This window comes from Listeria rocourtiae FSL F6-920 (assembly GCF_000525975.1).
In the GTDB taxonomy this organism is placed as follows: domain Bacteria; phylum Bacillota; class Bacilli; order Lactobacillales; family Listeriaceae; genus Listeria_A; species Listeria_A rocourtiae.
On record NZ_AODK01000012.1, the window covers coordinates 1 to 22,435 of the forward strand.

At 39.8% G+C, this 22,435-nt stretch carries 23 protein-coding genes and 1 pseudogene; 21 read left to right on the forward strand and 3 right to left on the reverse strand.

Annotated features, from left to right (window positions below; translation table 11 throughout):
• Positions 1–182 precede the first annotated feature (182 nt).
• The 21 genes and pseudogenes from PROCOU_RS04725 (at position 183) to PROCOU_RS04820 (ending at position 19,781) form a co-directional block, all read left to right on the forward strand.
• Positions 183–773: a cyclic nucleotide-binding domain-containing protein gene (locus PROCOU_RS04725; protein ID WP_036070007.1), complete on the forward strand. Its 591-nt coding sequence runs from the start codon at positions 183–185 to the stop codon at positions 771–773.
• 174 nt (positions 774–947) lie between these two features.
• Positions 948–1,571, forward strand: coding sequence for a Crp/Fnr family transcriptional regulator (locus tag PROCOU_RS04730; protein ID WP_036070008.1), 624 nt, complete (start codon positions 948–950; stop codon positions 1,569–1,571).
• Positions 1,572–1,758: 187 nt separating this feature from the next.
• Positions 1,759–2,661, forward strand: a complete 903-nt coding sequence (locus PROCOU_RS04735) for a toxin Cry1Ac domain D-VI-related protein (RefSeq protein ID WP_036070011.1) — start codon at positions 1,759–1,761, stop codon at positions 2,659–2,661.
• A complete protein-coding gene (locus PROCOU_RS04740) occupies positions 2,561–3,556 on the forward strand; it encodes a toxin Cry1Ac domain D-VI-related protein (RefSeq protein WP_036070012.1) in 996 nt (331 codons plus the stop codon). The genes PROCOU_RS04735 and PROCOU_RS04740 overlap by 101 nt, the downstream gene beginning before the upstream one ends.
• A gap of 68 nt (positions 3,557–3,624) precedes the next feature.
• Positions 3,625–4,218 (forward strand): annotated as a pseudogene (locus tag PROCOU_RS19025) (toxin Cry1Ac domain D-VI-related protein); the annotation flags it as partial.
• Positions 4,219–4,254: 36 nt separating this feature from the next.
• Positions 4,255–6,435: a carbohydrate binding domain-containing protein gene (locus PROCOU_RS19030; RefSeq protein ID WP_341871250.1), complete on the forward strand. Its 2,181-nt coding sequence runs from the start codon at positions 4,255–4,257 to the stop codon at positions 6,433–6,435.
• 334 nt (positions 6,436–6,769) lie between these two features.
• Positions 6,770–7,252 carry a sugar transferase gene (locus PROCOU_RS04750; protein WP_244266232.1) on the forward strand — a complete coding sequence of 161 codons (483 nt, stop codon included), beginning with the start codon at positions 6,770–6,772 and terminating at the stop codon, positions 7,250–7,252.
• 10 nt (positions 7,253–7,262) lie between these two features.
• Complete coding sequence (locus PROCOU_RS04755) at positions 7,263–7,739, forward strand: hypothetical protein (RefSeq protein ID WP_036070017.1); 477 nt, start codon at positions 7,263–7,265, stop codon at positions 7,737–7,739.
• A gap of 11 nt (positions 7,740–7,750) precedes the next feature.
• On the forward strand, positions 7,751–8,401 hold the full coding sequence (locus tag PROCOU_RS04760) for a CpsD/CapB family tyrosine-protein kinase (RefSeq protein ID WP_051994193.1): 651 nt from the start codon (positions 7,751–7,753) through the stop codon (positions 8,399–8,401).
• A 22-nt stretch (positions 8,402–8,423) separates the two neighbouring features.
• Positions 8,424–8,792: a hypothetical protein gene (locus PROCOU_RS04765; protein WP_036070019.1), complete on the forward strand. Its 369-nt coding sequence runs from the start codon at positions 8,424–8,426 to the stop codon at positions 8,790–8,792.
• Positions 8,793–8,832: 40 nt separating this feature from the next.
• Entirely contained in the window at positions 8,833–9,684 is an 852-nt protein-coding gene (locus PROCOU_RS04770; RefSeq protein WP_036070021.1) for an O-antigen ligase family protein, read from the forward strand.
• Positions 9,681–10,346: a YveK family protein gene (locus PROCOU_RS04775; protein WP_159101183.1), complete on the forward strand. Its 666-nt coding sequence runs from the start codon at positions 9,681–9,683 to the stop codon at positions 10,344–10,346. The genes PROCOU_RS04770 and PROCOU_RS04775 overlap by 4 nt, the downstream gene beginning before the upstream one ends.
• A 262-nt stretch (positions 10,347–10,608) precedes the next feature.
• Positions 10,609–11,382: a glycosyltransferase family 2 protein gene (locus PROCOU_RS04780; protein WP_341871249.1), complete on the forward strand. Its 774-nt coding sequence runs from the start codon at positions 10,609–10,611 to the stop codon at positions 11,380–11,382.
• Between the two features lies 1 nt (position 11,383).
• On the forward strand, positions 11,384–12,703 hold the full coding sequence (locus PROCOU_RS04785) for a UDP-glucose dehydrogenase family protein (protein ID WP_036070023.1): 1,320 nt from the start codon (positions 11,384–11,386) through the stop codon (positions 12,701–12,703).
• Entirely contained in the window at positions 12,700–13,515 is an 816-nt protein-coding gene (locus PROCOU_RS04790) for a glycosyltransferase family 2 protein (protein WP_051994195.1), read from the forward strand. Before PROCOU_RS04785 ends, PROCOU_RS04790 begins: the two co-directional genes overlap by 4 nt.
• Position 13,516: 1 nt before the next feature.
• A complete protein-coding gene (locus PROCOU_RS04795; RefSeq protein ID WP_036070024.1) occupies positions 13,517–14,794 on the forward strand; it encodes a phenylacetate--CoA ligase family protein in 1,278 nt (425 codons plus the stop codon).
• 26 nt (positions 14,795–14,820) lie between these two features.
• Entirely contained in the window at positions 14,821–15,798 is a 978-nt protein-coding gene (locus tag PROCOU_RS04800) for a glycosyltransferase family 2 protein (RefSeq protein WP_036070025.1), read from the forward strand.
• The gene (locus PROCOU_RS04805; protein ID WP_036070026.1) at positions 15,795–16,949 is read left to right on the forward strand and encodes a CDP-glycerol glycerophosphotransferase family protein; all 1,155 of its coding nucleotides are present in this window, start codon (positions 15,795–15,797) and stop codon (positions 16,947–16,949) included. The genes PROCOU_RS04800 and PROCOU_RS04805 overlap by 4 nt, the downstream gene beginning before the upstream one ends.
• Positions 16,946–17,377 carry an FAD synthase family protein gene (locus tag PROCOU_RS04810; RefSeq protein WP_036070027.1) on the forward strand — a complete coding sequence of 144 codons (432 nt, stop codon included), beginning with the start codon at positions 16,946–16,948 and terminating at the stop codon, positions 17,375–17,377. Before PROCOU_RS04805 ends, PROCOU_RS04810 begins: the two co-directional genes overlap by 4 nt.
• Before the next feature lie 23 nt (positions 17,378–17,400).
• Positions 17,401–18,819, forward strand: coding sequence for a lipopolysaccharide biosynthesis protein (locus tag PROCOU_RS04815; RefSeq protein ID WP_051994196.1), 1,419 nt, complete (start codon positions 17,401–17,403; stop codon positions 18,817–18,819).
• Positions 18,816–19,781, forward strand: coding sequence for a GDP-mannose 4,6-dehydratase (locus PROCOU_RS04820; RefSeq protein ID WP_036070029.1), 966 nt, complete (start codon positions 18,816–18,818; stop codon positions 19,779–19,781). Before PROCOU_RS04815 ends, PROCOU_RS04820 begins: the two co-directional genes overlap by 4 nt.
• 179 nt (positions 19,782–19,960) lie before the next feature.
• Here the strand turns inward: PROCOU_RS04820 and PROCOU_RS04825 are convergent, their stop codons facing one another.
• From PROCOU_RS04825 to def, 3 genes are all read right to left on the reverse strand, one after another.
• Entirely contained in the window at positions 19,961–20,446 is a 486-nt protein-coding gene (locus PROCOU_RS04825) for a MogA/MoaB family molybdenum cofactor biosynthesis protein (RefSeq protein ID WP_036070030.1), read from the reverse strand.
• Between the two features lie 12 nt (positions 20,447–20,458).
• Entirely contained in the window at positions 20,459–21,454 is a 996-nt protein-coding gene (locus PROCOU_RS04830) for a ThiF family adenylyltransferase (protein WP_036070031.1), read from the reverse strand.
• Positions 21,455–21,732: 278 nt separating this feature from the next.
• Positions 21,733–22,284, reverse strand: a complete 552-nt coding sequence (gene def, locus PROCOU_RS04835; RefSeq protein WP_036070032.1) for a peptide deformylase — start codon at positions 22,282–22,284, stop codon at positions 21,733–21,735.
• Positions 22,285–22,435 lie beyond the last annotated feature (151 nt).

Here is a 22,435-nt window from a genome sequence, read left to right on the forward strand (position 1 = left end):
ATTTCAAATAATTATTTGAATTCAGAAAAAAAAGAGGTTATTTATAAATTGGTTCTTTTTTTTTTATCTTTTTTTTAGAATAGCCCAATCCAGGCTCTGTATCATGTTAAATTAGATGTAACAAGAGCAAAGCATAGGATAAAATATAGGAGGTACAAAATGCAGCAGTTTTTTAAAATTTTTTGTTAGATGATGAGATATCACCCATTAAAAGTGAAAAGCAGACTTTTAATAAAGGTCAAAAATTATTACTTGAAGATATCGATAAGACAGTTAATTATGTGTTTGGTATTTCTGAAGGAATAGTTGCTATGAATAGCGATACAGTAACAATTGATTTTCTAGGAGTAAATCAATTTCTAGGGCTATATATGAATGATGAATTGAACCTACATGGAGAAATACTTTCAAAAACAGCGGTTATCTGGAAATTCGAATTAACAGATGTTTTAGCTAAAGTAACAAGTCATAAAAAAGGGTTGTTACTATACAATAAACATGTGATGGATATACAGAAAAATGTGACACAGAAAAGCAATGTAATGAAACTAAACAACAGTAATAAGGTATTACTTTCTTTAAGAACAATTGCTTCACGTTTTGGTGAAGAATTGGATAGTCACGATGTGGTTAGAATTCCAGCATACTTCACTAGAAAAGTGTTGTCAAATTATACAAATATTAAAGCAACAACTCTTACAAACGTCCTAAATAAATTATATAGTAAAGATAAGATTCTTTATGGTAGGCGTGTAATCCTTGTGTACATCTAAGTGTAAATGTGTTTAGAAGTATATATAGAACTAAAATGATACAAAGTTCATCATTTAGACACAAATTATACACAAAAATGTATAAAATTAGAGGTAAAAACGTATAAAATCATATATTTTTAGAGCGAAGGGCTATAAATTTGTTGGTATGATTGTTTATAGGAGGTATAAATTATGAGTATTGCAAAGCTTTATGATATGGAGGCTATTAAACAAGATTTTAACATCGAAAAACTGCTACCAATATTGCTGGAAGAGGATAATTATCCGATTGAGAAAGAAAAATTGGTTTTGGAGAAATCAGATATATTTCAAATCGACGATGATGCTAATAGGTATGTATTTGCGATTGAAAAAGGTGTCTGTTCAGTACATGTAGGAAATCAGAATGTAGACTTTGTTGGTTCTGGAGATTTTATAGGTTTACATTCTGAGGGAGATACAGATAAATTGAAAATTAGGATGGAAGCGATGACTGACGAAATCATTATCTGGAGATTTAAATTTCACGATGTATTAGCGAATATTATGAATATTCAAGAGGGGTATCTATATCATTATAACTATATGATGCAAATACACCGTATTTATTTAGAGAAGATGATGGCAATGGTATCTGATAAGGAACAACGGGTGTTAACCTTTTTAAAACTACTCGCAGAAAAATTTGGAGAAAATGATGGCGAACCGAATGTTTTTTTAAAACTACCGCCCTTTTTTACAAGAAAACTTATAACTGAATACATAGGAGTAAGTCCTATGACACTTAATAAGGCTATGAAAAAAATTAGAAAATAAGGGAAATATCATGGTGGATGAACGATTTACGTATATCAAAATGTAACTGCAGAATAAACTGAAAAATTTATTTAACATTTTAGTATTTGTGCTTATGGAGGTGATTAGACTGAATTTTTAATTTGAAACTCTAAAAATCAGAAGGAAATGAAAGTAAAAAAAATTTGAAAGAAGGAATAATAACAAAATGAAAAAAGCATTTAGTATTTTAGCAGTAACAGCAATTATTAGTTCAAGCGTTGTAGCACCATTTAATATGTATGTACCAAATATAGAAGCAGCAGAAGGAATCAATCCAGCTAATCTAATAGACAATCCAAATTTGATTAGTTCAGATATTACGATAGATCCTAATGATAAGTATCGTCTCTTAAGTTGGAATAATATTAATGGATATGGAGCTCTTAAAGTTGAAGGCACTTATGCAATAAGTCAAGGTGCTAGAACTTATAAAATTCATAATAATCACTCAATTGAACTTGATTTTATGTCTTTAAATAATGACACTCTGTCTCAGACGATTGATACCGAAATTGGTAAGGAATATACATTTAGTTTAAAGTTTAGTGTACCTCAATACATGGATAGAACGATTACCATGAGGGCTGGGAATGCTAGCAGAACTGCGTTCACTTCATCTGAGGGGACACGCACAGCTACAAGAACATTGAATTTCACTGCAACTGATACAAAGACTAAAATCTATATCGGAATAAGTGGTACGGCAGCAACTAGGCACGTTATGTACTTTTCTGAGCTGAGTGTCACAAAGTCAGATAAACAAGTAACAGCTGATATTAAAGCAGTTTTAGATGTAGCAGAAGCAAGTGTCAAAGGGCTATTCAACAACGGAGATGTCAAGGGAACAATTAAAGATACAACGAATCAGGTAGCAATCGATAGTGCTAGGGTGTTAGTCAATGCAGTAACAGATCAAACAAAGAAAACAGAATTAGAAAATAACCTAAAAGAAGCGCAAAAGCAATTAGATGCACGTAACGCAGCAGTGGCAGAAAAAAGCACGTCAAGAAGCAGCAGAAGCAAGTATCAAAGGACTATTCAACAACGGAGATGTCAAAGGAACAATTAAAGATATAACGAATCAGGCAGCAATCGATAGTGCTAGGGTGTTAGTCAATGCAGTAACAGATCAAACAAAGAAAACAGAATTAGAAAATAACCTAAAAGAAGCGCAAAAACAATTAGATACACGTAACGCAGCAATAGCAGAAAAAGCACGTCAAGAAGCAGCAGAAGCAAGCGTAAAAGAGCTATTCAAAAATGGTGATGTGACAGGAGTTATTAAAGATACAACAGATAAAGCAGCAATTGATAAGGCGCAAACTGCTATCAATGCGGTAACAGACACTACAAAAAAAGCAGCGTTACAAAAAGATCTAGATACAGCCAAAAAACAACTGAGCCAAATTGGTGAAGAGTACCTGTATACTTTTAAAGGCTATGCAGACCGCGTATTTGGAACTATGAAGGTTTCTATCAAGAATATGCAAGCAACAATGAGTACTATGGCAGGCGTACCACATTCTTATTTTTCAGATGCTTATGTAAGTGTACAGATTGAAAAAGAAAATGGTACGGTGACATATAGTAAAGACTACATTGGAAATAAAACATATCCAGATACTACAGAGCAAGCAACGCTAAATATTGGTGATTACATCACAGTAACGCATAAAGAGCCGGCTGTTCGTTTTTCCATCGATAACTTAACGAATCAAACAACATTAGCAAAAGGAAACACAACGATTTACATGGTTACAAGTACTGGTCTTGTGGAGGTAACGCAAAAGGAAAAGGATACAGCAATTGCAGAAGTTAGCGTGAAAGAACTATTCAAAAATAATGACGTAACAGGAGACATCAAAGATACAACGAATCAAGTGTCTATTGACAACGCTCAAAAACTAGTAGATGCCGTAACAGATACAACGAAAAAAAGCTGCATTACAAAAAGATTTAGATGAAGCGAAGAAACAATTAAAAGCAAAAAATGATGCAATAGCGGCAGAAAAAAGGACGTCAAGAAGCAGCGGAAGCAAGTGTGAAAGAACTGTTCAAAAACAATGACGTAACAGGAGACATCAAAGATACAACAAACCAAGCAGAGGTTAATAAAGCACAAGATTTAATCAAAGCAATAACAGATCCAACCATCAAAGAAGGTTTACAAAAGGATCTAAACCGCGCACAAGAATTACTAGATGCTAAAATTGCAGCAGAACTGGAAGCGGCAGCAGATGAGGGTCAACAACTAATCGCAACCTTCCTAGTAAATCAATTATTCCAAGACAATAATCCTATAACGGATGTAATCAAAGATATCACAACTCAGCAAGCCATCGACATTGCGCAAACACAAATTGATCTCATTAAGGTTAGCACAGTAAGAGGAAGTTTACAAAAAACATTAGATCGTGCACAAGAATTGCTAAATGAGAGAAACAATGCGTCAAAAAATGAAGCAGCAGAGAAAGCAGTTAACGAATTGTTCCAAGATAACAACCCGGGAACAGGCGTTATCAAAGAAACAACAGACCAAGGTGCAATTGATGCCGCGCAAAATCTCATCAACAAAGTCACAGATCCAATTATCAAAGTAGATCTACAAAAAGAACTAGATAAAGCGAAAGATTTACTAGCAGACAAAGTAGCGGCAGAAAAAATGCGCGAAGAAGCAGCAGAAAAAGCAGTCAACGAATTGTTCCAAGATAACAAACCAGAAACAGGTGTTATCAAAGAAACGACAGACCAAGATGCAATTGATGCTGCGCAAAATCTCATCAACAAAGTCACGGATCCAATCATCAAGGCAGACCTACAAAAAGAGTTAGACAAAGCACAAGAATTAGTCAACCTTCACAATGGGTCCACTTCACCAGAATTTTTGGCAGCAGAAAAAGCGATCCAAGATTTATTGACAACACTCGTTAATTTTGGGCAAAAGGCTGATGCTTTTGGTGCAGTGAAACTAGATACAACGCAAGAAAAAATATACGAAGCACAAGACAAACTAGACTTAGTCCCAGACAAAGTAGTGGAAAAAGTGGCTTTAGCTGCACAGCTTAAACAAGCACAGGATCTACTCATCGCACGCAATAATGAACAGATTGGTAATCGTGTGGTTAATGGTACTTTTGATAGTGCTCTAAATGGTTGGAAAACATGGATTGGTTCAGGTTCAACCGCACCAACAGTGGTGGCTAAAGAAGGTTTCGCAAGTAATGCATTGAAACTTGCTTCTAATTCCAGTGTAGAACAAACAATCCAAGGATTGAAACCAAACACGAACTATGTGCTGAATTTTTACGGTAAAGTAGACGACGGGACATTCCTATCTGCGGGTATTAAAAACCACGGTGGAACACAACAAAGTATCCGTGTAACCAGTGCCGATTATAGCAAAGGTCAAATCGCCTTCACAACAGGTGCTAACGCTAAATCAGCGACGTTCTTCTTGATGAAAGCAGCTGGAACTGGCAATGGTTTTGCCGATTTTGTTATTGCGAAAGCAGACAATGGTGAAGACAGCATTCCAGAAGTAGTAGAAGCAACAAATACGGTGGATAGCTTGTTTACGAATTTATCTGTCATTGGTGTGAATGAAAACACAACGACCCTGTACAAAAATGGCGCGCTAAAAATAACAACAAAACAAACGGATATTGATGCAGCAAAAGCGATGGTAGACGCAATGAAAGATAGTTATGAATCTAAAACGGATTTACTGGCAACACTGAAAACAGCGCAAGATCTTTGGGATATTCGTAGCGCAGAAGAAACAGGTAACTTGGTGAAAAATGGTGAATTCGATAGTGGAATTGCTAACTGGAAACCATGGAATAGCGCAACGTCAACTACACCAACAACAACACAAGAGAATGGAAATAATGTCTTGAGACTTGCAGCTGGATCAAGCACAGAACAAATTATCTCTGGCTTAAAAGCAAATACGACATACACCCTTGAAATTTACGGCAAAGTAGATAACAACGGCTATGTCAGTGTTGGTGTGAAAAATTATGGTGGTTCACAAAAAACAGCACGTATTAGTGGTACAGAGTATGCAAAAGCAAGTGTGACTATCCGTACTGGTACAACGAATAAAACAGCCACGCTCTTCATGATGAAAGGTTCAGGAACAGGCGCTGGTTCTATCGATGATGTAAGATTTAAAGATGTCACACCAGAAGGCGAACGTCCAGAAGTTAGCGCAGCCACAGAAGCGTTGGCAGATCTATTTACAGCACAAACAGCTGTTAGCACGACACATCTAACACCTGTACTAAGCGATAATGGTGCTATTAAGATGACGACAACTGATGCGGATTTAGCCGCAGTAGCTGCAAAAGTAGCTGCAGTACCGGCTAACTTAGCAGCGAAAGCTGTTCTAGAGGCCGAACTGGCACGTGCGACAACATTATTTGACAACTTAAAAGCTTCACAAACAGATAATCTAACAAAAAATAGTCAATTCGACAACAACCTAACAAGTTGGAGAACATGGAAAGCAGCGACAGCGCAAACTCCGGTTATCGTCACAGAAGAGGGTAACAAAGTAGTGAAGTTAGAAGGTAACTCAAGTGTTGAACAAACAATCACAGGTTTACTACCAAATACAACGTATACAATTTCTATGTACGGTAAAGTAGAACAAGGCGCTCGTTTATCTATCGGCGTGAAGACGTTTGGTGGGACGCAAGCCAACGCTTTTGTAACAGCAACAGATTACGCGCAAGGAATACTAACATTTACAACAGGCGCAACAAACACGAGCGCAATCATCTTCTTAAGTCAAGGAGCAGCAAACGGCATTGCTTATGCTGACCTAGTAGTTACCAAATAAATTTTTAATTGAGGTAAAAGATATGCTGGGTTTAGACTAGCATATCTTTACCTTACTAATACCGAAATTCCTTTTGTGTCCGATGTGTTAAAAAACGTCAAGAATCGTATGATGGATTCGGGTATAACGTTATATGACATAAGTACAACCAAGCAAAATAATCACGCAGAGAAGAAAGGATGGAGACAATGGATTATGAATTTAGATACAGTCAAATGAACGCGAAGAAAACATCATCTATGTTCCAATGCATGAAACGACTATTTGACCTTTTTTTTTTGCTACAACGTTACTAGTCTTGACCTCACCGGTAATACTCGTGACAGTGTGTGCTGTGAAAATAGAATCTTCTGGACAAATTATCTATAGACAACGCAGAGTGGGGCATAGAGGTAATGAATTTACTATTTACAAAATTAGGTCCATGGAAGAAAATGCGGAAGCCAGTGGCGCTAAGTGGGCGGAAAAGAATGATCCACGAATCACAAAAGTCGGCCACTTTATTAGGAAGACGCGAATAGACGAACTACCTCAACTGTGGAATGTATTAAAAGGTGAGATGAGCATAATTGGTCCACGACCAGAACGACCAATGTTCACCAAAGAATTCCAAGTTCTTTACCCCAAATTCACCCAACGATTAGTTGTCAAACCAGGTCTGACTGGCTGGGCACAGGTCAATGGAGGCTATGATATTTCCCCGAAAGAAAAATTAAAACTCGATTTGGAGTACATTAATTCCATGTCTATCAAAAATGAAGCGCGCATACTATGCAAAACGATCCAAGTGGTTTTAAGTGGTAGCGGTGCAAGATAAGGAGCGCAGAATGAAAAGAACAATTATATCAATAATCGCAATTTTGACAATTTTAACAGTAGCTTGTTCACATCAAGAAAAAGAATACAGTCCAGTCACATCATGGAAAAATGAAGATACAGAAGTAAGCAAACAGGAGTTTGCGGAACTGACGAAAAGCAATAATGCGTTGGAATATACAGATGGTGAGATTGTGATTCAGGATAAGGATGCGGTTACTAGAAGCGATACGGGTGATGCGACAACCTATTTTGTACAGAATGCTTACATTCCAATTACAGATGCCAAAGAAATCACCAAAAGAGACAACTGGACAAAAGAAGAATTGCTCACAAAATATGCAGGTGCAGCTCAGAGTATTGATGTGAATACAAAGGAAAACATGATAGAGGCCTTCTTCATCACTGGTCCTCGTGGATACGGAGAGCTACGTGTGACATTCGATGGTGATACATTAAAGACGATGACAAATACGTTTCAAGAATAGGTGAATAGTAGATGAGAGTAAAAGAAATACTGAATGAGAATCCATTTTTTCAGGAACAAATGGCGCATATCAGAACGACGATTGAGTTATCGGAGCAACGAGGTATCCAAGCAATAAGTGTGACATCATCTCTATCCAGCGAAGGTAAAAGCTCCATTGCAATAGGTATTGCTAGAAGTTTCACGGAGGCTGGCAAGAAGGTGTTGCTGATTGATAGTGATTTCCGACGTCCCTCTGTGCATAAGAAGTTAGGATTATCGAATGCGGTCGGATTTTGTGACGTATTAAAAGGTGAATATGCTTTGACAGAATGCATCAAGGATATTGATGTACAAGGGTTGGATGTTTTGACAAGCGGTTTAGTAGAAGATTCACCTAGCCTATTGTTTGATGCAACGAGATTAAAGAAGTTCATTTTTGAAGTGAAAAAGGACTATGACCTAGTGATTATTGATACGCCTCCTGTTCTACTTGTACCAGAAGTGAAAACAATCTTGAACCATAGTGATGCGACATTACTTGTCGTTAAATACGATGAAGTGAGGAAGGAAGAAGTAGAACGGACATACCATGTATTGAACCAAGTGTCAGCTACGTGCCTCGGAATTGTATTTAATCGTGTCAAAGTGAAAGTCAAAGATCGTTACCGTTATTATTACTAAAGCGTGCGATAGGAGAACAAAGATGGATTATAAAAGTGATATATCATGTGATTATGCTAACAGTATTTCCCCTCGCTATTCTAAAAATCAGGTTTTTCTACTCACATTGATGTTGTTGTTTCTCAGTATTGGAAGTCAGTTTAATTTACAGATTGGCTTGGCATTGAAGCCCTACATGCTTTTGTTCCTTGGCTTAATGTTGTACTACTCACCACAAATGACGATTTCTAAACTGTTGTTTTTTGAAATGGCATTTATCAGTTTTTATGTGTATTACGACTTACGTGGCGTAATCACGGCTTATCCAGCTGCTGCGCTTCGAGCGATTGGTGCTACGTTTATCTTGCTTATCTTTTACTTTTTTTTGTCGGTATTGGTTAGATCAGATTAAGTGGAAGGATATCGAGTGGACAATTATCATTTCAGGGTTTGTGTTCAATATTTTGAGTCTGGGCTATTACGTGATGGGGCTTGTTAATTTGGGATTCAACATGCAGGGAAACGGGATTCGCGAAATGGGAGTGATGATTGATCGGAGTTTTGCAAGGTTGCTTGGTCTGACGAATGATCCTAATATCTTCGTTTTTATCAACATGTTATTCATTGCTTACTTCCTGACGCATCGGGAAAAATGGTGGAACTTACTCGGTGGATTTATTGCGATATTATGCATTGTTTTAACGCTATCACGTGGTGCAATTATCTCTTTGATTATTGTATTAGCGCTATGTTTACTGGTTGGAAGTATGAAGTCCAAACTAATGTTAATTCTTGGTTCAATCGGATTTTTTCTTATAGCGAACTTCTTCTTTGATCAGTTCATGGAAGTGTCATTGTGGGAATTGATGATGGAGCGATTTGGAACGGTCGGTGAAGATGGCGGAAGTGGCCGGTTCGATATCTGGACGGATGGTTTGGCGTATTTCATGGACAAACCGTTGTTAGGGATTGGGTCTTTCAACTTTCAATTCTACCATGCTTTTTCAGCTGGAAAAGCGATTTTCATGCACAATTCTTTTTTGGAAATTTTAGTGGAAACAGGGATTGTCGGAATGATACTTTACGCAGTAGCGATTATTGCAATTCTGTGGACACTGGTACAAGCGGCTATAGAGGACCGGGAGCAATGGTGGTTGGTCATTACTTTGATTGGCTATTTATCGATGATGACCTCTTTGTCGCTAGTTTTGAACGAAATTTTTTTCTTCTTCTTTGCACTCGTTGCGAGGAGCTTGAAGGAAAAGGAAGCAAATATAGGACGACGTAAAGGATGGAGAATATGAAGCGAGAATTATCCTTAGTAAATATAGTCACCATCATTCGCAAAAAAATCTTGATTGCGCTGGTTATCGCGATTATGGCAACGTGTTTGGTTGGTGTTGCGAGTTATCAATTCATGGCGCCGAAATATGATGCGTCTGTACAACTGCTTATCAATCCGAAATTAACGGATGAAGAAACTAGGAATTACCGAAGTTCGGATTCCAATACACAATTAGTGAATACCTATAATGTCATTTTGCAGAGTAAAGTGATCTTAGACGACGTGATTGAGCGATTGGATCTTTCTACAAGTGTTTCTGGGCTGCGCCAAGTGATTAGTGTACAAAATGAGAAAGAGTCCAAAGTCATATCAATTCATGTCGAGCAGGAAGACCCAAAGATGGCGCGCGCGATTGCAGAGACGCTGGCCTTGTCCATGGAGAAAGAAGTACCGAAACTGATGAATATTGACAACGTGAATATTTTATCAGATGCAGAGCTTAGCGGTAATTTAACTATGTCACAAATCCGGATTTATATGATTCTTGCTTTTGTGATGGTACTAACACTCAGTTTAGCTAGTCTTGTTATTCGAGAGTCTTTGAAAAGCACATTTAAAACGATAAAAGATTTTGAAGATGTGACGAAATTACCAGTGATTGTCACGATTCCGGAGATATAGGGGAGTGAGGAGCGATATGATGATACAAAAATATGAAGAGTAGTTGAAAGTACTGAATAGTTTGTTTTTATCAACGCAGGAAGCCATTGAGTGTCTGGTGTTTCCAAACAATGTTTTCATTCACTTGTAGCACGCGGAAAGATTCAGAAGATACGAAAAGGCTCAGCGGTGTTGTATTCTGCAGAGGAAATCAGGGATCGCAAAGGACAACAGCCGTGGCTGCGCCAAAAATATGGTACGTTTCAAGAAGGATAGGTGTTTCATGAGGCAAGGATATCAAGCAGATGTAGTGAGCATTATTATGCCAACCTACAATAATAGTACGGTTTTGAAGGAAAGTATTGTGAGCATTCAACAGCAAGGGTATCAGGATTGGGAGCTATTGCTAGTGGATGATTGCTCGACAGATGGGACGCGGGATATGTTGCGGGAATTGGCAGAACGGGATTCGCGGATTCAACTGATTTTATTGACGGAGAACCGTGGTTCGGGCTTTGCGCGGAATGAGGGATTAAGTCGGGCGCGTGGACGGTTTGTTGCTTTTTTAGATAGTGATGATTTGTGGCATCCGGAGAAGTTGGAGAAACAACTGGCATTTATGAAGGCGCACAATTATGGCTTTACATTTACGGCGTATCATGTGTTTGAAGAACAGCCGACAGTATTTAAGCGAACCGTGCGCGTACCTGAGAAAATACATTATCGGCAATTGTTGAAAAATACGATTATTGGGTGTTTGACGGTGCTAATTGACCGGGAAAAAGTTGGCGATTTTCGAATGCCATTGTTGCGGGCGAGGCAGGATACGGCAACGTGGCTATCGATTTTAAAAAAACAGGACTATGCCTATGGGATGACGGAACCGCTCGCGTATTATCGGGTGAGTGCGACATCGCTATCGAGTAATAAATGGAGAATGCTCAAAAAAAAAACTGGCAGATGTACCGGAAACAAGAAGGTTTATCGCTCGTCTATACGAGTTATGTTTTCAGTTGTTACGTGGGCAATGCCTTATGGAAGAGGAGAGGACGAATAGGATGAAAATAGCAGTTGCAGGTGTGGGTTATGTCGGTTTGGTTTCTGCGGTAGGATTCGCGCATCATGGACATATGGTCACAGCGGTGGATGTAGATGCGATGAAAATTGCGGGACTGACGGCAGGGATTTCACCGATTTTTGAACCAGGTTTAGAAGCATTATTGCAAGAACAATTGGCGGCTGGTCGAATTCAGTTTACAACGGATAGTGCCAGTGCTTATGCAGATGCCGAGGCGATTGTGATTGGCGTTGGAACTCCGGAAAATGAAGATGGCTCAGCGAATTTGGCAGCGGTGTATCAGGTCGCGCATGAGATTGGTGCCAGCATGCAGCAGGATGGCCTTGTAATTGTGAAATCGACGGTTCCAGTTGGGACGAATGACAAAATTGAAGCGATTGTGCGTGGTGCGCTGCGAAGTGCGGTGGATGTGGATATCGTGTCTAATCCGGAATTTTTAGCGCAAGGAAGCGCGGTGTATGATACGTTACACGGTTCGCGGATTGTGGTGGGAACGGAGTCGGCAACTGCGGAGGCAAAAATGCGGGATATATACGCGGCTTATGGACAGCCCATCGTTTCGGTATCACGAAAAAGTGCGGAACTTATCAAATACGCCAGTAACGATTTTTTAGCTCTCAAAATCTCGTTCGTAAATGAAATTGCAAATTTGTGTGACATTCTGGGTGCAGATATCGAGGAAGTCACAGAAGGAATGGGTTATGACCCGCGGATTGGAAATAGTTTCTTGCGAGCAGGCATTGGTTATGGCGGTTCTTGTTTCCCAAAAGATACGAAGGCGCTCCATTGGCTTGCCGAAGATCACGGTTTTCTCTTACGAACCATCGAAGCAACAATCAAAATTAACGAGAAGCAAAAATATTTATTACTTCACAAATTGCGTCAAGAGATGCCAACAATCGCAGGAAAGAAAATTGCCGTTCTTGGTCTAACATTCAAGCCAAATACCGATGATTTACGCGAAGCTCCCTCGATTCCTAACATGAAGGTCTTACAAAAAGAAGGCGCGATTATTCAGGCGTATGATCCGATTGCGATGGCGCAAACAGCGGAAAAACTCGGCGATGCGTCGATCATGAAGGATTCCATCGAAGCGGCGTTAGAAGGTGCAGACGTTTGCCTTATTTTCACTGAGTGGGACGAGATTCGTGCGATATCACCAGATACTTTTAAAAAATGGATGGCGAATCCAATCGTACTAGATGGTCGAAATTGTTTTAACAAATATGAGATGGAAGCAGCTGGCATCGCCTATCAATCTGTTGGTCGTCCGCTAGCTAAAGTGAGGCAGTTGCAATGAATCGCTTCACGAAAATATCGGTGATTGTCGCGACACTGGGTGACCGTGTCATGGAACTAAAACGGATGTTAGAAACGTTGGAAAATCAAACATACAGCCATTTAGAGGTTATCCTCGTTTTGCAGCAGGAACAAGATACGTGGAGTGAGGTCTTAGCGGGATATAAGCTAACGACGCGGGTTGTGATGATGCAAGAACGCGGTCTTTCTAAGGCGCGGAACCTCGGATTAGAATACGCAACGGGTGATATCGTGACATTCGGTGACGATGATTGTTGGTACGCTCCCGAGACCTTTGAACACGTAGTCGCATCCTTTCAAACCGGCAAAGATGTGATCAGCTTCAACATGTACGACCCAGACCGTCAACAATTCGGCCGATTACAGCATATCCAAACGTCAAAATTCCTAACGAAACGTGAGTTAATGAGTCGCTCCTCGATTGAAATATTTGTGAAACGGTCATGTTTGGAGAAGAACGAAGCAGGGCCAGCTATCCGTTTTGATGAAGTATTTGGACTAGGCGCTACCTATATTTCTGGCGAGGAAAACATTTTCTTATCTGATTTATTCCGACAAGGATATGTCACTTATTTTCATCCAGAATGTTTGGTGTACCATGCCGTACAACCGCGAATAACGAGACTCACCGAAGCACAAATGTTGAGTAAGGGTCCGCTATTCAAGCGTATGTATAGCACACCAACAGCCTTTTTACTCGTATCATTATTTTATATCAAAAAGAAACAAAAAAACTTATTCTGGGAAGTCCTCCAAGCAACGTGGACCTACCAGCCAAGAGGAGAGCGTTAACGTGTATCAATGGATTTATAAGCAAGGCGTCAAGCATCGCAACCCCCTTTTACCAGCTGCGGAAAGTTTTCTACAAGAAAGCGATACATGGTCACGAGCAGAACTGGAAGCCTATCAACTGGAAAAGTTACAAGCACTTGTCAGCTGGGCATATAAATATTCTCCGCACTATCGCACCAAGCTAGACGAATCGAATGTGCATCCTAGGCAGATTCAAACGCTAGCTGATCTCCAACGTATCCCCCCGATAACGAAGCAAACGCTACTCGAAGAAAATGAAGCTATCCATGCGACGGCTGATTTTAAACAATTGCTATTTTCTGAAACGTCTGGCAGCACAGGGTCTCCTCTCACGTTTCAACGTAATTTAGAATGGGATGCCAGACACCGGGCGGCTATCCACCGAGGCTACAGTTGGTATGATATTCAGCCGTGGGACAGAAATGGCTACTTCTGGGGCTACAATTTGGATGTGAAAAAACATTGGAAGTTAAAAATCATGGATAAACTAGTGAACCGATTCCGTATCTTTTCCTATGAAAAAGACGAGATTCAAACTTTTATCAAAAGATTAGAGCGAGCGGATTATTTAGAAGGCTATTCCTCGATGATTTACCACGTGGCACGGAAGATAGAACAAGAAAACATCTCGATAAACACAAAGCTGAAAATGATCAAAGGTACATCTGAGAAGATTTTTGACGCGTATCAGCCGACTGTAGAAAAAGTGTTTGGACGAAAAATGATTAGTGAATACGGTGCGGCTGAGACGGGAATTATCGCCTTTGAGTGCCCTGAGGGGAACATGCATACAACGATGGAGAATGTTATTGTTGAAGTCATTGATGGTGAAATTTTAGTAACAAACTTGTTCTCACACTCCTTTCCAATCATTCGTTACGCCCTGGGCGATTATGTCGAATTGGACACGGAAACAGCATGTGCTTGTGGCCGCGAGCATACGATTGTGACATCTGTGATGGGGCGCATTGGCAAAGAAATCATTGGAGAAAAAGAGAGCTATCCAAGCCTCACTTTGTATTATATTTTCAAGAATATCGTGATGGACAGTGGCGATGCGATTCGCTATCAAGTGCTACAACATCGAAAAGGACATTTGGAATTCCGCGTGGAACAGAAACTTAAGCCAGCCGTGCAAAAGCGACTAGAAGCAGAAATCAGGAAATATTTCGCGCAAGACATGGTCTATGATATACGAGAAGGCCTCGCTTTTCACCGAGATGGTGGCAAGCTGAAGGATTTTGTTTCTTTCATATGAAACAGTATGAGAAAGGAGAATTTTAGATGGCATTCGCAAAAGTATCGATTATTATCCCAGTGTACAACATTGAAAAGTATATCGCGCGCTGTTTGGACTCCGTCGTGGCGCAGACGTATCCACATTTTGAGGTACTTGTGGTAGATGATGGTTCCACGGATCAAAGTGGTGCGGTGATAGAACAATACTTGCACGAAGACGAACGGATACAGTGGATTCGCAAAGCGAACGGCGGACAAGCTAGCGCACGTAATTTAGCTTTACAAAAAGCATCTGGAGATTATATTCTGATGGTCGATGGCGATGATGCTATTTTGCCTAATTTGCTCGAAAACTGTGTGTCAAAACTAAATCAAGGTGCGGATATTGTGTTATTTGACTATATGACACTAAGCAAAAAGGGGCAACAACAGTATATAAGTGTTGGTACTTCCGCTATATCGGCTGGGACTGCACCTTGGAATAAAATGTATCGCACAACGCTATGGCAAGATACTTTTTTTCCGGAAGGGTGTTGGTATGAAGATCTTGGCATTGTACCTTATGTCTTGTTGAAAGCCAAGCATATTTGCAAAATTGATAAAGCACTCTACGTATACGATCAGTCTCGCGAAAACTCGCAAACTAATACAGTGAATACCACACGTTACACAGATATTTTACGAGTTCTGACTCATTTGAAACAACTTGTGGAAACATTGCCAGATACGCATACATCTTTTGTGCAGGGTATGTATTTAGAACAGTTAGGATATGTTATGGCATTGAGCAAGAGCCAACACATCTCAGATAAGACAGAACGTCGTGCTTTTCTCCAAATGATGCAAGCCGAGCTTGAAAAAGTATGCCCCCAATGGTTCCACATGGCACATCGTCCCGAAAGTATAGTGATGAAAAACATGCGTCGAATGGCTATCAAAGCCTACTTCCGTGGTCATTTTCTGCTAGGAGACATGTTGTATGTATGGCCTAAAAAACTAAAACAGATAGGAGCTGGCTCATGAAGTTAATCATGCGTTATATCATTGCCTTATTCCGTTTATTCCCAGTGAAGAATATCATGCTTTTCGAAAGTATGTCTGGATTTCAAGATAATTCTAAGGCACTTTTTGAGGAAATCATTGCACAAAATCTGCATCAAACCTATCAAATCATCTGGTTTGTCGCTGATCCAAAAAGGATGCAAGATCAAGACTATCCGAATGTACACTTTATGAAAAAATCAGGCATCACAAAAAAATCATTACGTTACCTTTATTATAACTGCGTCGCGAAATACTGTTTTTATACACATGAAGTATTAGGATATCGAACAGATGACAAGCAAATTTGCTTTTTCCTCACACACGGCACCCCTTTAAAGGATAGCCGCGGGTGTTTTGGGCCAACGGAAAACCATACGCACATTTTAGCTACGTCTTATTTTGCAGCAGAACTACGTGCAACATCATTGCTCGGTGGTGCCGAGAAAATGCAGGTGCTAGGCTTTCCGCGCAACGACAAGATGTTTCGAGAAGACGCGGGGACAGAAATATTCCTCGCGAAGCAGAACTATAAAAAGCTAATCGTCTGGTTACCAACGTTTAAACATATAAACAACAGTGACCGTGTTGATTTTGCAACAGATAGCGAACAAGATATATCATTGATGAGCCCCACTTTTTTCAAGGCATTAAATGAAAAATTAGTGGCGACAGAAACCCTGTTGATCATCAAGTTCCACCCAAATCAAGACCTTCGATTCGTGTCCTTCTGTGATTTATCGCATATTGTCACGCTGTCCAACCAGGACATGCTACAAGAGAACATCGATTTATATGCCTTGCTCGGAAAGTCGGATGCGCTAATCACCGATTTTTCCTCAGTCTATTTTGACTACTTGCTGCTGAATAAACCAATTGGCTTTGAACTGGCAGACATGAATAACTACAGCTCAGGACGTGGTTTTCTCGTTGATGAGCCGCTAGACTATATGCCTGGTGCTAAAATTCATGATGAAACGGGATTCTTACAATTCATCCATCAAGTCGTGCGAAACGAAGACAATCACGTACTCGAACGCGCCAAGTTATGTACGAAAATGAATCACTATCACGATAATAAATCAGCCAAACGAATCTTGGAATTTCTAGAATTGGACGGTGCAAATGCATGAAAAAATATAAAATAGGCTACACATCGGGTGTCTTTGATCTTTTCCACATCGGTCACCTCAACATTTTAAAAAAAGCGAAAGCGCAGTGTGACCACTTAATTGTCGCGGTGAGCACAGATGAACTCGTGCAGAGCTATAAAAATAAAACACCAGTCATCCCGTACGCCGAAAGAATGGAAATCGTAAAATCTATCACGTTCGTTGATGAAGTTGTGGCACAAACGAATCGCGATAAGGTTGCCGCTATGGAAAAATACCAATTTGACGTTATGTTTGTCGGTTCCGATTGGAAAGGTAACACATTATTCACCGAAACCGAACGAATTTTTAACGAAAATGGTGTCGAGGTTGTCTATTTTTCCTACACGAGTAACACGTCTTCCACTTTGCTAACCGAAGTGCTTACTAAAATAGCCCAGCCAAATTAAAAAATGGAGATGAGTCAAGATACATGAGCAGTAAATATAAAAAATTATTTCAGAATACGGTTCTATTCTCGATTGGGAGTATGGGAAGTAAGCTTATCAGTTTACTACTTGTCGTGGTTTTCACTCATCATTTAAATCCACAAGAATATGGCGAAATAGAACTTATATCAGTCATTATCAACCTCTCTTTACCATTCGTAACGCTCTCGATTTATGATGCTGTGCTGCGATTTGTGATCAAAAAAAATGAAAATAAAGGGAGCGTTTTACTGAATGGGCTTGTAATATGCGTGATTGTTGGCCTCACTTTTATAGTTGGAAGTGTGGTTGGTATCCTTTTTTTCGGATTAGAAATAACCGCACTTGTGATTGTCGCGATTATTTTTGCCCAGTCAATTAACCTCGTGTTTGCCCAATATGCACGTGGAACAGGGCGCATCAAATTGTATGTTGTCAACGGGTTGCTTACCGCTGTGCTGATTTTTGGCATCGTTAGCGTTTTGCTGGTTTACTTCCACGTGGGTATCATGGGTTATTTTATCGGTATGGTGATTGCTTTCTCAATCAGTAATGTCCTCCTATTTTGCTTCAGTGGAAACGTTGCTGAGACGCTTGCAAAAGCACCATGGGATAGCGAGTTGATGAAACGCATGCTGCTTTATAGTCTGCCACTTATCCCGAATACTCTCATGTTTTGGGTTATGGATACATCTGACCGCCTGCTGATTCAGTCTTTCCTCGGACTTGCTGCAAATGGCTACTACGCTGTTGCTAATAAAATTCCAGTCATTTTAAATACACTCAGTTCTATCTTTATGCAAGCTTGGCAACTAACGGCGATGGAAGAAAGCGAGCAAAAAGATCGAGATCGTTTCTATTCGAGTGTATTCAACGCGCTTTCCTCCTTCATGATTATCATCAGCGCCTTGATTCTGTGCGCGTTAAAATGGGGATTCGGCATTGGACTTGGAAGCGAATTTTATGAATCTTGGAAATTTGTTCCAATTCAGTTATTTGCTGTTATTTTCGCCAGTTTTTCCAGTTTCCTCGGTGTGATTTATGCGGTACAAATGCGAACGAATCAAGTATTCACAACATCTTTCGTCGGAGCAGCGCTGAACATCGTGCTCAATCTTTTACTCATTCCGCGAATCGGTTTATACGGCGCTGCAATTGCGACGGCCATTAGTTTTCTCTCCGTCTGGATGGTTCGCTTACTACAAACGAGAAAATATGTCAAAATACGCATCAATTTCCTAACTATTATTCCCGCATTAGCCGTACTCGCTGTGCAAGCACTATTCTTATATCAAACCAAAGTCCCTGACCTACTTACAAACACACTATCCGTAAGCTTGATATTCCTAATCAATCTCAGAAATATCCAATTTATGACTCGAAATTTATTAACAAAAAAACGAAGAAAGAGTGATTTAGCATGAGTTTAGAAACAGTTTTAGTTACAGGTGGTGCAGGTTTTATTGGAGGGCATTTGGTGGAACGATTACTGGGGAAATATCATGTCGTTGTGATAGATAACCTAAGCACAGGAAAAATATCTAATTTACCACAACATCCGCAGTTAGATTATGTATTCGGCGATGTCAGTAAGGAAGAGGATGTTACGCGTATTTTTGAAGCATACACCTTCACCTATGTATATCATTTAGCCGCCATCGCGAGTGTTGCCGCATCCATCGAGAAGCCGCTAGAGACCCATCAAACGAATATGGACGGGACAATCCATCTACTAAACGCCTCAAAAAAACAAACCAATACTATTCAAAAATTTGTTTTCGCATCATCGGCTGCAGTGTATGGTAGTGAACCAACCCTTCCAAAACGAGAAACCTCGGTCATTGCGCCCATCACACCATATGGCATTGACAAATTAGCCTCTGAAAGCTATGTTATCTCCTACAGCCACTTATTCGGTCTCAAAACGAGTGCGGCTCGCTTTTTCAATGTTTACGGACCACGACAAAACCCAGCATCACCTTATTCAGGTGTCCTATCCATCTTGACAAATTGCATCCAGCGGGTGGTAGCGGGAGACGAAACAGCAACATTTACTTTATACGGTGATGGCTCACAAGTTCGCGATTTTGTGTATGTAGACGATATTGTCAATGGATTGATTTTACTAGCTGAATCTGCAGAAAGCCGATCTGAAGTATTTAATATTGCCTCCGATGAAAGCCATACGCTCCTTGAAGTCATTGCAATGTATGAAGCTATCGTAGGTAAAAAGCTTCCATTGGTGTATAAAAATGCAAGAGCAGGAGATATTCACACATCCTACGCAGATATCAGTAAAATCAAAAAAATAGGATACCAGACAATGACAACTTTAAAAATAGGTTTATCAAAGTACAGTCAGTATGAAATATTCTCACATCAATAAGACCAGAATGTTATTGTCTAGGGAAAAATGCGAACGCTTGCTACCGATTTTTTTGGTTATGGGCCAGCCCCCTTTCCATGAAATAGACCAATTTATAAGCTCTTATACACCATTAATAATCCGCACATATTGACAAGCGCAAAAAAATCCTAGCGATGTGCAAACCGCTAGGAATTATTCTATTTTCGTCGTTCTGCTAAAAAATGAGGTAATTCTGGGATAATAAGTTGATTAATTGCAAGCTCGCATGCATTGGAAGAGCCAGGAATCACGAATAGTAGTACATTATCTAGCGTAAATCCTGCAAATGCACGTGACAACATGGCCCGTGTTCCAATTTCTTTATAACTAAGCATTCGGAACAATTCTCCAAAACCTGGAATCTCCTGTGCCACTTGATCCCATAAAGCTTCAAACGTTACATCACGCATGGCAATTCCCGTACCACCGTTTGAAATTACACAATCACATTTTGGCTTTAATTTTGCAAGTCCTTCATTGATTAAGAAATCGTCATCTTTTACGACAATACGTTGCACGACAAGGTGCCCAGCTGCCTCAAGTGCTTTTACAAGTAACTGCCCACTTTTATCAGTGTCCAAATTTCGCGTATCACTAATCGTCAAAATCCCAACACGAGCCTGAATAAATTCCTTTTGTTCCATTTTTGCGCCTCCTCAAACTTCATTAAAAAAGTGCTGATATTGTTTCTTAGCAATCATTAAATCATTTGTTCCGTGTACCAACACACGCCCATTCTGGAAAACCGTAAAATCATATCCTTGAAAATGAAAAGTAAGAACGAAACGGTTGACGTTAGTGGGAATTTCTTGTTGACCAAGCACTGCCTGTAACTCCTTGAAATCAATGGCTGTACCAATCTGAAATTGCACTGTATCACGTCCACAAAGCAGCATCGGTTGTTTTGAAAAAGTGGTATCTAGCTTCTTCTTGTGGACGCAAACCGCACAATCTGGATTTCGCGTCACACCAAATTTCTGAAACGTCATCTCCCAATTATCCAATTGATAGTAATTAGTATGTCGCTCTCCAAGTAACGACTTCGTTAAAAGTGACACTTGAAGCCCAGCCAACATTGGAATCAGCGCACCATGTACCCCAACAATATCACAACTCGTTTCATTAAAAAGTGGCATCTTCTCCATTAAACAATGCAAACAAGCCGTCTCACCTGGAATAATCGGCATTACATTGGCAAATGTACCTGCGCACGACGCAAAAATCCAAGGTATTTGCTGTTCCAAGCACCACTGGTTCAAAAATTGTCGCGTTGCAAAATTATCTGTACAATCCAAAACCGCGTCCAGATTCCCAGCAAACGGTAAAAGTGATTGACCATTCGCATCATCCACCAAGAAATCAATTTGAATATCTTGATTAATTGCACGCAAAGCCTTCGCTGCGGCCCAAGCCTTTGCCTCCTTTTGCATCGCATCTTGTTCTGTAAACAATGTTTGCCGCTGCAAGTTCGATAATTCCACAAAATCACGATCTGCTAAAATAAGCCGGCCAAACCCCATACGTGTAGCAATCTCAGCTGCATATGTACCGATAGCGCCGATTCCAACGATAAGAACAGTGCTTGTCCGCAAGATTTCTTGCCCCTTTTTTCCAATTTGAGCAACCCGCATTTGTCGATCATAACGCTCCATGTGAAGCACCTTCTTTCCGCTCTTTCATTTTACCAGAAAAACACTTTGGAAGCTTTAAAAATGAGCCAAAATTAACAATTCAAGTAAACAAATATTTACTAAAAAGAGTGCTCAGTGCGATAGAAATTCTGGTTGTGTTCATTTTAACTAGCATTACAAAACTCGGAATATGTGCTTGATTTACAGTTTTTTATGCAAAGTAAAGCGTTGACCCAAATAATGTATGAAACAAAAAGCAATCCAAGCATGCGTATGAGCACTCGGATTGCTTTTCTTATCTATTCGTAAACAATAACATCAGGTGGCAAATACGATGGATTCTCCTTATTGATATGATCATAAAACATAATTCCATTCAAATGATCAATCTCATGCTGAACGACAATTGCGGGATAACCCTTCAAACGTAATTTTAAGGGCTTTCCATCGATATCAAAAGCTTCTAATGTCACACGCGCATGGCGCACAACAAAACCAGGAACCTCGCGATCAACAGATAGGCAACCTTCACCGCCACCTAAACAAGCATTTTCTACGGAATGACTACGAATTTTCGGGTTGTATAAAATATAACTGTATAAACGATCATTATCGTCATGAACATGAATTGCAATCAAACGTTTAGAAACGGCGATTTGTGGAGCAGCGATACCAACCCCACCCCGCAGCTCATGCTCCTCAGCGATGTCGGGATCTTGACTATTAATGAGGAACTGCAACATTTCTTGACCAGTTTTCTTATCTTCATCCGATAGTGGGAAATTGACAGGCTCTGCGACAGCGCGCAAAACAGGATCTCCTTCACGGACAATATCATCCATTGTAAGCATTATTTTCTCTCCTGTTCTTATAAACTTATCTCCATTTTATCAAAAAAAGCTCTTATTGTGAATGAATTTTACTTTTAGCTAATATTCAAAAGGGTAAATATTAGGAAGGAAATAACTTTTATGTTAAAATATAAGCACCTAAAAGACGAAC